Annotated in this window: 12 protein-coding genes and 1 pseudogene; 6 read left to right on the plus strand and 7 right to left on the minus strand. The window is 72.4% G+C overall.

Going from position 1 to position 11,158, the window contains the following annotated elements; all coding sequences use genetic code 11:
• Positions 1-850 (plus strand): isocitrate/isopropylmalate family dehydrogenase (locus tag SACHA_RS21545; protein WP_039738696.1); only part of this gene is annotated, 850 nt, incomplete at its 5' end.
• A gap of 186 nt (positions 851-1,036) precedes the next feature.
• Complete coding sequence (locus SACHA_RS0110920) at positions 1,037-1,801, plus strand: tyrosine-protein phosphatase (RefSeq protein ID WP_019809643.1); 765 nt, start codon at positions 1,037-1,039, stop codon at positions 1,799-1,801.
• A gap of 12 nt (positions 1,802-1,813) precedes the next feature.
• On the opposite strand, the gene SACHA_RS24485 is transcribed toward SACHA_RS0110920, so the two are convergent.
• Positions 1,814-2,719 (minus strand): SDR family oxidoreductase, encoded by a 906-nt coding sequence (locus tag SACHA_RS24485; protein WP_028663076.1) that lies wholly within the window; start codon positions 2,717-2,719, stop codon positions 1,814-1,816.
• Positions 2,716-3,535, minus strand: a pseudogene (locus SACHA_RS24490) (SDR family oxidoreductase). The gene SACHA_RS24485 and the pseudogene SACHA_RS24490 overlap by 4 nt, the downstream one beginning before the upstream one ends.
• 77 nt (positions 3,536-3,612) lie before the next feature.
• Between SACHA_RS24490 and SACHA_RS0110930 the strand changes: the two are divergent.
• The 4 genes from SACHA_RS0110930 (at position 3,613) to SACHA_RS0110945 (ending at position 7,179) form a co-directional block, all read left to right on the plus strand.
• Positions 3,613-4,398 carry an enoyl-CoA hydratase family protein gene (locus tag SACHA_RS0110930; RefSeq protein ID WP_019809646.1) on the plus strand — a complete coding sequence of 262 codons (786 nt, stop codon included), beginning with the start codon at positions 3,613-3,615 and terminating at the stop codon, positions 4,396-4,398.
• Positions 4,398-5,267 (plus strand): CoA transferase subunit A, encoded by an 870-nt coding sequence (locus SACHA_RS0110935; protein ID WP_019809648.1) that lies wholly within the window; start codon positions 4,398-4,400, stop codon positions 5,265-5,267. The genes SACHA_RS0110930 and SACHA_RS0110935 overlap by 1 nt, the downstream gene beginning before the upstream one ends.
• Before the next feature lie 65 nt (positions 5,268-5,332).
• Positions 5,333-6,082: a CoA-transferase subunit beta gene (locus SACHA_RS0110940; RefSeq protein ID WP_019809650.1), complete on the plus strand. Its 750-nt coding sequence runs from the start codon at positions 5,333-5,335 to the stop codon at positions 6,080-6,082.
• Positions 6,079-7,179, plus strand: a complete 1,101-nt coding sequence (locus SACHA_RS0110945; RefSeq protein ID WP_019809651.1) for an NAD(P)H-dependent flavin oxidoreductase — start codon at positions 6,079-6,081, stop codon at positions 7,177-7,179. The genes SACHA_RS0110940 and SACHA_RS0110945 overlap by 4 nt, the downstream gene beginning before the upstream one ends.
• Before the next feature lie 364 nt (positions 7,180-7,543).
• Here SACHA_RS0110945 and SACHA_RS0110950 read toward each other — a convergent pair whose 3' ends face one another.
• The 5 genes from SACHA_RS0110950 to SACHA_RS21550 form a co-directional block, all read right to left on the minus strand.
• Complete coding sequence (locus tag SACHA_RS0110950; protein WP_019809653.1) at positions 7,544-8,101, minus strand: sugar O-acetyltransferase; 558 nt, start codon at positions 8,099-8,101, stop codon at positions 7,544-7,546.
• A 124-nt stretch (positions 8,102-8,225) separates the two neighbouring features.
• Positions 8,226-9,395: an acetyl-CoA C-acetyltransferase gene (locus SACHA_RS0110955; RefSeq protein WP_019809655.1), complete on the minus strand. Its 1,170-nt coding sequence runs from the start codon at positions 9,393-9,395 to the stop codon at positions 8,226-8,228.
• Complete coding sequence (locus SACHA_RS0110960) at positions 9,388-10,041, minus strand: TetR/AcrR family transcriptional regulator (RefSeq protein ID WP_019809657.1); 654 nt, start codon at positions 10,039-10,041, stop codon at positions 9,388-9,390. Before SACHA_RS0110960 ends, SACHA_RS0110955 begins: the two co-directional genes overlap by 8 nt.
• 11 nt (positions 10,042-10,052) lie before the next feature.
• Positions 10,053-10,829, minus strand: a complete 777-nt coding sequence (locus SACHA_RS0110965) for an SDR family oxidoreductase (protein WP_019809659.1) — start codon at positions 10,827-10,829, stop codon at positions 10,053-10,055.
• Positions 10,830-11,158 (minus strand): acyl-CoA dehydrogenase family protein (locus SACHA_RS21550; RefSeq protein WP_019809661.1); only part of this gene is annotated, 329 nt, incomplete at its 5' end.

Raw genomic sequence — 11,158 nt, forward strand, 5'->3', positions numbered from 1 at the left:
GCTGCCGGACGTGCGCACCCCGGACGGGACCGAGGCGGGGGTGCTCGGCGGCATCCTGCGCGCGGGGCTGGACACCTACGCCAACGTGCGCCCGGTTCTGCTGCTGCCCGGGGTGCGCTCGGCGCTCGCCGACGTCGACGCGGGCGCGGTGGACTACGTGCTCGTCCGGGAGAACACCGAGGGTCTCTACGCCTCGCGCGACCGGGGTGTCGGCAACCGGTGGGCGGTGACCGACACGTCGTTGACCACCCGCGAGGGCACCCTCCGGGTCGCGCGGCGCGCGTTCGAGACCGCCCGCGACCGCTCGGGTGCTCCCGCCGACGGCGTACGGCGGGTGACCTGCGTGGACAAGAGTAACGTCCTGCGCAGCCACGCGCTTTTCCGGGAAGTCGTCACCGAGGTGGCGGCGGAGTTCGCCGACGTGGAGCTGGAGTACCGCTACGCCGACGCGGCGGCCCAGGACCTGGTGCGGCGGCCTGGGCACTTCGACGTCCTGGTGATGGAGAACTTCCTCGGCGACGTCCTCAGCGACCTGGGCGGCGCCACCGTCGGCGGGATCGGGCTGTGCCCGGCGGGCAATGTCGGCGACGGCCCGGCCTACTTCGAGCCGGTGCACGGCAGCGCCCCGGACCTGGCGGGGCGGGAGCTGGCGAATCCGGTCGGCCAGTTCCTGGCCGCCGCGATGCTGGTGGACCACCTCGGTCATCCCACCGCGGCGGCACACCTGCGCACCGCGGTCTCCACGGCTCTGGCCCGCGGCACCGTCCGCGTCACCCCCGACGGCACCGTCCCCGGCGGCCCGCACACCGCCGCCGACGCCGTCGTCGCCGCCCTGCGGGCGTTGCCGTGAAGGACTCCTTCCCGGCGTGTGACGCCGTGAGGGCCTCCTTCACGGCACTCGATGCAGGGAAGGAGTCCTTCACGGCACAACCGGCGCACCGGCGCACACCGGGCCGGATATTCCCCGGGTACGGGATTATGTGAGAAGGTTGCGGATCTGTGGGCGGGGCGGGGGGCGGGGTGCCAGAATGGCCGTGTGTTGTGGCTGGATCTCGAAGGTGCCGTGAACGTCCGTGACGTCGGGGGCATCCCGACCACCGACGGGGGTAAGACCGCCCCGGGTCGGCTGCTGCGGTCGGACAACCTGCAGGACCTCTCCCCCGCCGACGTCCTGTTGCTGATCGAGCAACTCCGGCTGAGCACGGTGGTGGACCTGCGCTCGCCGTCGGAGGTCAACGCCGAGGGTCCCACCCCGTTGACCCGGCTGGAGCGCATCACCCACGTCAACCACTCGCTCATCCCCGACCACGCCTACGACGCCTCGGCCGAGGCGCTGCTGGTGCGGCGGCAGCGGGAGGAGCAGCGTTACCCGGGCGACCCGTCGACCGCGCACTACCTCGGCTACGTCGAGCACCGGCCGGACAGCATCGTCGCCGCCCTGCGCGCGGTGAACCGCTCGCCCGGCGCCTCACTGGTGCACTGCGCGGCGGGCAAGGACCGCACCGGCGTGGTGGTCGCCTTCGCACTCAGTGTCGCGGGCGCACGGCGGGAGGACATCATCCGCGACTACGCCGCCACCGGCCAGCGGCTGCCCCGGATCCTCGACCGGCTGCGCGCCTCGGCCACCTACGCCGGGGACATCGACAAGGTGCCCGAGGACCACCACCGTCCCCGCGAGGAGACGATGGAGGCGTTCCTCGAACAGATCGACCATCGGCACGGCGGGGTGACCGACGTGCTCGGCCGCCACGGCTTCACCGACGACGAACTCGACGCGCTGTACCGCAAACTGCGCGGTTGAGCGACCCTCGGCTCACGCCCCGTAGACGGGCTCCGGTTCCGGGGCCGCGTCGATCAGCTTCCGCACGACGGGGCCGAGTTCGCCCGGCTCCCACCGGGCGCCCTTGTCCTCCCGGGGACCGTGCCGCCAGCCCTCCATCAGGCACACCCGGCCGCCGTCCACCTCGAACATCCGCCCGGTCACGTGCGCGGACCCGGCACTGCCCAGCCACACCACCAGCGGCGAGACGTTGCCCGGGTCCATGGCGTCGAACCCGCCGTCGGGAGCGGCCATGTCGTCGGCGAACGCGGTCTCGGTCATCCGGGTCCGCGCGGCGGGGGCGATGCCGTTCACCGTGACGCCGTAGCGGGCCAGTTCGGCGGAGGCCACCAGGGTGAGCCCGGCGATCCCGGCCTTGGCCGCCGAGTAGTTGCCCTGGCCGACGCTGCCCAGCAGACCCGCGCCGGAACTGGTGTTGATGATGCGCGCGTCCGGGGTCCGCCCCGCCTTCGCCTCGGCACGCCAGTGCGCCCCCGCGTGCCGCAGCATCGCGAAGTGTCCCGTGAGGTGGACCCGCAGCACCGCGTCCCACTCCTGCTCGTCCAGATTGACCAGCATCCGGTCCCGCAGGAACCCGGCGTTGTTCACCAGCACGTCGAGCCGGCCGAACGTCGCCAGGGCGGTACCCACCACCCGTTCGGCACCGGCCCAGTCGGCGACGTCGTCGGTGTTGGCCACCGCCTCGCCGCCGGACGCCGCGATCTCGGCGACGACCTGCTCGGCCGGGCCACCCGAGGTGCCGCTGCCGTCCAGGGCGACACCGACGTCGTTGACCACCACCTTCGCGCCCTCCCGGGCGAAGGCCAGGGCATGCTCCCGGCCGATCCCGCGTCCGGCGCCGGTGACGACGACGACCCGATCCCGCACGATTCCGCTCACGCCTGCTCCCTGTTCCGCTGCTGACCGTCCCGCCCGGTGCCGGACGGGATCGCGGTGTCGGCGTTGGCCGCCGCGAGGAAGGCGGGCACCTCTCCCCCGCCGTGCGCGGTCAGCACCGACGCCGCTGACGTAGGAGGCCCGCGCCGAGGCGAGGAACGCCACGCAGTCCCCGATCTCGTCCGGCCGCGCGAGCCTGCCGACCGGCACGGTGGCCCCGACCGCCGCCACGCCCTCGGCGTCGCCGTAGTGCATCGCGGCGCGTTCGGTCTCCACCATGCCCACGCGGACCGCGTTCACCCGCACCTTCGGCGCCCACTCGACCGCCAGGCTCGTGGTCAGGTTCTCCAGACCCGCCTTGGCCGCGCCGTACGCGGCCGTGCCCGGGGACGGGCGCGCGCCGCTGACACTGGAGATGTTCACGATCGCGCCGCCGGAGTCCTGCCGCTGCATCACGGCGTTCGTCCGCTGGGCGACGGTGAGCGGGGCGAGCAGGTTCAACGCGACCACTTTGGAGTGAAAGTTCGGCGAGGCGTCCGCGGCGTCGGCGAACGGGGCACCGCCCGCGTTGTTCACCGCGACGTCGAGCCGTCCGTGCCGCGCGACGATCCCGTCGACGAGGCGGCCGACGTCGTCCGGGTTCCGCACGTCGCAGGTGGCGAACTCGACGCCGTCGTCGAGGGTGTCCGGCTCGTTCCGCGCACAGATCACCACCCGCGCCCCCGCGGCCCGCAGGGCCCGGGTGATCCCGGAACCCACTCCCCGGACGCCGCCGGTGACGAGCGCCACCGCGCCGTCGAGGTCAAGGTCGAGCGCCACGCCGTTCCTCCTTCCGGCCTGTACTCGGGTCAGGCACACTGCTAACTTACCAAGCAAGTGCTAGGTTAGGAAGTCGAATGGCTGACGTCATCACCACCTCCCGCGCCGATCCCGGAATCGCCGTGGTGACGGTGAATTCGCCGCCGGTCAACGCGCTGACGGCGCGAAGCTGGTTCGACCTCGCCGACGCGGTCACGGCCGCAGGCCGGGACCCGGAGTGTCACGTCGTGGTGCTGCGGGCCGAGGGGCGTGGCTTCAACGCAGGCGTGGACATCAAGGAGATCCAGAACGATGCCGGATACGCCGCGCTGATCGGCGCGAACCGGGGGTGTGCGGCCGCGTTCGCCGCGGTCTACGAGTGCGCGGTGCCGGTGGTGGCCGCCGTGCACGGGTTCTGCCTCGGCGGCGGGATCGGACTGGTCGGCAACGCCGACGTGATCGTGGCCGCCGACGACGCGACCTTCGGACTGCCCGAGGTGGACCGGGGCGCGCTCGGGGCGGCCACCCACCTCGCCCGCCTGGTGCCGCAGCACATGATGCGCACCCTGTACTACACCGCGAGCACCGTGGACGCGCACCAGCTGCACCACCACGGTTCCGTGCACCGGGTCGTCCCCCGTGGACAGTTGGCGGACGCCGTCATGGAACTCGCCCGCACGATCGGGGAGAAGGACACCCGGGTGATCCGCGCGGCCAAGGAGGCGATCAACGGGATCGACCCGCAGCCGGTGCACCGCAGCTACCGGTTCGAGCAGGGCTTCACCTTCGAGCTCAACCTGTCCGGGGTCTCCGACTCCGCCCGGCAGGAGTTCCTGGACCACGGCGACAACGCCCCGAGCGGAAACGACCACGAGGGAGAGTGATGGCCGACAAACGGATGAGTGCCGAGGAGGTCGTCGCCGAGCTGTCCGACGGGATGACCGTCGGCATCGGCGGCTGGGGTTCGCGGCGCAAGCCGATGGCCCTGGTGCGGGCGATCCTGCGCTCGTCGCTGACCGAGCTGACCGTCGTCTCCTACGGCGGGCCGGACGTCGGCCTGCTCGCCTCGGCCGGGAAGATCCGCAGACTGGTGTTCGGGTTCGTCACGCTCGACTCGGTCGCCCTGGACCCGTGGTTCGGCCGGGCGCGGGAGTCCGGCGACCTCGCGGTGACCGAGTACGACGAGGGCGTGTTCGCCACCGCGCTGACGGCGGCGGCCCGGCGGCTGCCGTTCCTGCCCACCCGCGCCGGACTCGGCTCGGACGTCACCCGGCTCAACCCGGAGCTGCGGACGGTGACCTCCCCGTACGACGACGGGGAGGAACTGCTGGCCGTGCCGCCGCTGCGGCTGGACGCGGCGCTGGTGCACCTGAACCGCGCCGACGCCCGCGGTAACGGCCAGTACCTCGGGCCGGACCCGTACTTCGACGACGTGTTCGCGCTCGCGGCGGACAAATGCTTCCTGTCCACCGAGCGGATCGTGGACACCCACGCGCTGACCGACGAGGGGCCGGTGCAGAGCCTGCTGCTGAACCGGTCCGCTGTGGACGGAGTCGTGGAGACCCCGAACGGGGCGCACTTCACCACCGCGGCGCCGGACTACGGCCGGGACGAGGCGTTCCAGCGGCACTACGTCGCCTGCGCGAAGGACCCGGACCGCTGGCCCGGGTTCGTCGACCGGTTCCTCTCCGGCGACGAACGGAACTACCAGACCGAGGTCGACCGGTTCGCCGGGGAACGGGAGGCGGCGTGAGCGACCATGCCCGGCGCGCACGACCCCGACCGGGTGCGGGTGACCCGCAGGACACAGGAGGCGGCATGAGTGAGGCGACCCGCGCCGAAATCGCGGCGGTGGCGTGTGCGGACCTGTTCCGCACCGACGGCGAGATCGTCGTCAGCCCGATGGGCCTGACCCCGTCGATCGGGGCGAAGCTCGCCCGGACGACGTTCGCGCCGGACATCCTGCTCACCGACGGGGAGGCGTCCCTGCTCGCGAACACCCCGGGCGTGGGTGCGCCGGTCGTCGAGGGCTGGCAGCCGTTCCGCGCGGTGCTGGACACCGTCGTGCCGCACGGCAAGCGGCACGTCGTGATGGGCGCGAGTCAGCTGGACCGGTTCGGCAACCAGAACATCTCCGCCATCGGTGCGCACGCCCGGCCGACGAAACAGCTGCTCGGGGTGCGCGGCGGCCCCGGGAACACGGTGAACAACCGCACCAGCTACTGGGTGCCGAAACACAGCCCGCGGGTGTTCACCGACCACGTCGACGTGGTCTCCGGCGTCGGGTACGACCGCGCCCGCGCGGCCGGGCCGGGCGCGGCGAGGTACCACGACGTGTACCGCGTGGTCACCGACCTGGCGGTGCTGGACTTCGCCGGGCCGGACCACACCATGCGGCTGGTGTCCACGCACCCCGGGGTCTCGGTGGACGAGGTCGTCGCGGCCACCGGCTTCGAGCTGGACACCGGCGCCGTGACCGGGACCAGGCTGCCCACCGGCGAGGAGCTGCGCCTGCTGCGCGAGGTGATCGACCCGAAGGGCACCCGGGAGAAGGAGGTTCCGTCGTGAGGGAAGTCGGAGCGACGGAGACCGGAGCGACGGAGGCCGTGACCGAGACGCCGCCTCTGCGCACGCCGCTGACCGACCTGGTCGGCGTGCGGCATCCGGTGGTGCAGACCGGGATGGGCTGGGTGGCCGGGCCCCGGCTGGTCGCGGCCACCGCCGAGGCGGGCGGTCTGGGCATCCTGGCTTCGGCCACGATGACCTACGACGAGCTGGAGCACGCCGTCGCCGAGGTGAAAAACCGCACGGACAGGCCGTTCGGGGTGAACCTGCGGGCCGACGCCGAGGACGCCGGGGACCGGGTGGACCTGCTCCTCCGGGAGGGCGTGCGGGTGGCCTCGTTCGCCCTCGCCCCGCGTCCGGAGATGATCGCGAAACTGAAGGACGCGGGCGTGGTCGTCATCCCCTCGGTGGGCGCGGCCAAGCACGCGGCGAAGGTCGCCTCGTGGGGCGCCGACGCCGTGATCGTGCAGGGCGGCGAGGGCGGCGGGCACACCGGCGGGGTCGCCACCACCCTGCTGTTGCCGTCGGTACTGGACACGGTGGACATCCCGGTGGTCGCGGCGGGCGGCTTCTACGACGGCCGGGGACTGGCCGCCGCGCTCGCCTACGGCGCGGCCGGGGTGGCGATGGGCACGCGCTTCCTGCTCACGCGGGAGAGCACCGTGCCGGACGAGGTCAAACACGCCTACCTGGCGCGCGGTCTGACCGACACCGTCGTCACCCGCAAAGTGGACGGCCTGCCGCACCGCGTGCTGCGCACGGACCTGGTGGACTCGCTGGAACGCTCCGGCGCCGTCACCGGCCTCGCCCGCGCGGTGCGCAACGCGATGCGGTTCCGCAGGTTCACCGGGGTATCCTGGCGGTCCATGCTCACCGAGGGGCGGGCGATGAAACGCTCCGGCGACCGCACCTGGGCGCAGGTGCTCATGGCGGCCAACACCCCGATGCTGCTGCGCGCGGGTCTGGTCCGCGGCGAGACGGACGCGGGCGTCCTCGCCTCCGGCCAGGTCGTCGGCCTCCTCGACGACCTCCCCACCGTGACCGACCTGGTGCAGGCGATGGTCACCGAAGCCCACACCCGCCTCTCCTCCCTCCCCTGACCCCCAACCACCCCCGCGAGTCGCCACCCCAGACCCGCAAGTCGACACTCCAGGTCGGCGAGTCGACGCTCCAGACCCGTGAGTTGCCGTTCCAGGCCGGCGAGTTGGCGTCCCGAGGCCGCTTCGGGACCGGAACGGTCCCGCGACACGCCCGAGGGTCCCCGAGCAACTCTCGGGCGTGTCGGTAACGTCGTGATAACGTGCACCCTCTGGCGCGAGGGTTGTGCCTGCTCGGCCAGGGTGGCGTCAGCCCTCCGCGGCTGGCGAGGATCGCAACGTGGTCGCACTACCCCGGAGGAGTTTCTGTCCGACCCGATGGCGCCGGCCCGGGCACCGGGGTTCTCCACCGCGCCGCGTCGTCCGGTCACAGCGGCCGGATGACGCGGCAGGGGTTGCCCGCCGCGAAGACCCGGGGCGGCAGGTCCCGGGTCACGACGCTGCCCGCGCCGACGACCGTGTCTGCGCCGACGGTGACCCCGGCGCAGACGAGCACCCCGCCGCCCAGCCAGGTGTTGTCGCCGATCGTGATCGGTGCGGCGCTCTCCCATCGCTGTCTGCGGGCCTCGTGGTCGGCCATCGGGTGCAGGGGGGTGAGCAGCTGGGCACGGGGACCCAGGGAGACGTCGTCGCCGATGCGGATCCGGGCGCAGTCGAGCAGGACGGCGTCGTAGTTCAGGAAACTGTTGTCGCCGATCTCGACGTTGTAGCCGTAGTCGCACCGCAGGCTGGGCATGATCCACGATCCGGTGCCGAACCTCCCGAAGAGTTTCCGCAGGATCCCGGCGCGCCGGTCGGACTCGTCCGCGCGGGTGGCGTTGAACTCGTCCACCAACCGCCCGGCCGCCAGCCGGTCGGCGACCAGTTCCGGGTCGTCGTCCCGGTACAGGTCGCCGCGCAGCATCCGGTCCTTGTGCTCACCCATCGGGGCAGCCTAGCGCCCGGAACCGTCGACCCACGGGCACCGAGTGTCGACTCGCCGTCCTGGAGCGTCGACTCGCCGTTCTGGGGTGGCGACTCGCGGGGTGGGGTGGGGGGCGGGGCCGGGATTACAGGCGTTCGAGGAGGGTGACGTTGGCGGTGCCGCCGCCTTCGCACATGGTCTGGAGGGCGTAGCGACCGTTGCGGCGTTCGAGTTCGTGCAGCATCGTGGCCAGCAATTTCGTGCCGGTGGCGCCGATGGGGTGGCCCAGGGCGATGCCGCCGCCGTTAACGTTGACCCGCTCGGGGGCGGCGCCGGTCTCCTCCAGCCACGCCAGCACGACACTGGCGAAGGCCTCGTTCACCTCGAACAGGTCGATGTCGTCCACCGAAAGGCCGGTGCGGCGCAGCGCGTGTGCGGTGGCCGGGATGGGACCGGTGAGCATCCACACCGGATCGGCCGCGCGCACCGACAGGTGGTGCACCCGCGCCTTCGGCGTCAGCCCGTGCGCGGCGACGAACGACTCCGAGGCGAGCACGGCCGCGCTCGCGCCGTCGGAGATCTGGCTGGCCACCGCGGCGGTGATGCGCGAGCCGGGGCTCAGCGGCTGCAGGGCGGCCATCTTCTCCGGGGTGGTGCCCCGGCGCGGGCCCTCGTCGTGGACGAGCTCGCCGAACGGCACGGTCTCGGCGTCGAAGCGGCCCTCGTCGATCGCGGCCAGCGCCCGCTGGTGGCTGGTGTGGGCGAAGCGCTCCATCGCCTCGCGGGAGAGGTCCCAGTGCTCGGCGATCATGTCGGCGCTGCGGAACTGGGAGACCTCCTCGTCGCCGTAGCGCCTGCGCCAGCCCTCCGAGCCGGAGAACGGGTCGTCGAAGCCGAACTCGCGCCCGGCGAGCATGGCCGCGCTGATCGGGATCGCGCTCATGTTCTGCACCCCGCCGGCGACCACGCAGTCGGCGGTGCCGGACAGCACCGCCTGCGCGGCGAAGTGCACGGCCTGCTGGCTGGAGCCGCACTGCCGGTCCACGGTGACTCCGGGCACCTGGTCCGGCAGGCCCGCGGCCAGCCACGCGGTGCGGGCGATGTTGCCCGCCTGCGGGCCGATCGTGTCGGTGCAGCCGAGGATGACGTCGTCCACCCGCTCGGGATCCACCCCGGTGCGGGTCACGGCGGCGTTCAGCACGTGCGCGGCCAGGTCGGCACTGTGCACCTCGGACAGTGCGCCGCCGCGTCTGCCGACGGGCGTGCGCACGGCGTCGAGGATGTAGGCCTGCGGTCGGTCGGCTCGGTCAGCCATGGGTGTCTCCCGTTCTGGTGGCCCGCCTGCGGCGGGTGGCGATCCCGTCGAGCAGGATGCCGAGGTACTGCTGTGCGACGTCGTCGGCCGAGAGCGCGCCGTCGGGGTTGTACCAGCGCACCGCCACCCAGACCGTGTCGCGGACGAAGCGGTAGACCAGTTCGATGTCCAGGTCGGCGCGGAACACGCCATCGGCCACGCCGTCGCCGAGGATGGTGCGCCAGAGGTCGCGGAACTCGACGTTGCGGTCGTCGATGTAGGCGAACCGCTCCAGCTGGGTGAGGTGTTTGGCCTCGTTCTGGTAGATCGCGACCTCGGCGGGGTGGTCGTGGATGGACCGGAACGACGCCCGGACCACCGCTTCGAGGGTCTTCCGCGGTCCGAGGCCGGAGTCCATGATCTCGGCGTAGGTGCCGAACAGGTCGTCGAGGAAGCCCCGCAGGATCTCGTCGGCCATCGACTCCTTGGAGTCGAAGTGGTGGTACAGGCTGCCGGAGAGGATGCCGGCCGCGTCGGCGATGTCCCGCACGGTGGTCGAGACGTAGCCGCGTTCGGCGAACAACCGTGCCGCCAGGGCGAGCAGTTCCGCCCGCCGTCCCGATCCGTTCGTGCGCGACCGCCGGGTGCGCGCCGTGCTCCCGTTCATCCGTTCCGCCCCTATGCGTGCTGACTGCTCACCGAGATGACCTCGCCCGTCAGATACGAAGCGTAGTCACTGGCGAGGAAGACCATGACATTGGCGACCTCCCACGGCGCCGCGGCCCGGCCGGACACCTCGCGGCCCGTCAGTTCGTCCAACAGCTCGTCACTGGTGACCTTCGCCAGGAACGGGTGCATGGCCAGGCTCGGCGAGACCGCGTTCACGCGGATGCCGTTCCCGGCCACGTCCACCGCCGCGCTGCGGGTCAGGGCCATCACCCCGGCCTTGGCGGCGGCGTAGTGGGCCTGCTCGCCCTGCGCCCGCCAGCCGATCACGGAGGCGTTGTTCACCACCGCTCCCCCGCCGCCCTGTTCGACGAACCGCCGCAACACGGCGCGGGTCACCCGGAACGTGCCGTTCAACGTCACGTCGAGCACGGACGACCACTGCTCGTCGGTCATGTCCAGGATCGAGGCACTGCCGCCGAGTCCGGCGTTGTTGATCAGCACGTCGATCCGGCCGAACCGGTCGACAGCGCCGTCGACCAGGGCACGGACCCGGTCCTCGGCGGTGACGTCGCACGGCACGGCGTGCACCTCGCCCAGTTCGGCGAGCGCGTCGCGGGTCTCGCCGAGCCTGCGCTCGTGCCGGTCGCTGAGCACGACCTTCGCGCCCTCCTCCAGGCTGCGCCGGGCCACGGCCGAGCCGATGCCCGTCCCGGCGGCGGCGGTGACCAGCACCACCTTGTCGCGCAGCAGGTCACGCCCCTGGGGACAGTCCGGCAGCGGTATCACTTATCGCTTCTCCCTCGGCAGGCCGAGCACGCGCTCGGCGATGATGTTGCGTTGGATCTCGTTCGAGCCGCCGTAGATCGTGTCGGCGCGGCTGAACAGGAACAGGCGCTGCCACTCGTCGAGATCGTCTTCGGCGACCATGCCGGCGGCGCCCCGAACGAGCATCGCCAGCTCGCCGAGCTCGCGGTGCCAGGTGGCCCAGACGAGCTTGGACACCTCGGCCACCCCGGGCGCGGTGTCCCCGAGGGTGCGCAGCGCGTGCGCCCGCATCACCTCCAGCCCCGTCCAGGACCGGGCCAGCCGTTCGGCCACGGCCGGGTCGTCGGCGG

The organism is Saccharomonospora halophila 8 (assembly GCF_000383775.1).
Classification (GTDB): Bacteria; Actinomycetota; Actinomycetes; order Mycobacteriales; family Pseudonocardiaceae; genus Saccharomonospora; species Saccharomonospora halophila.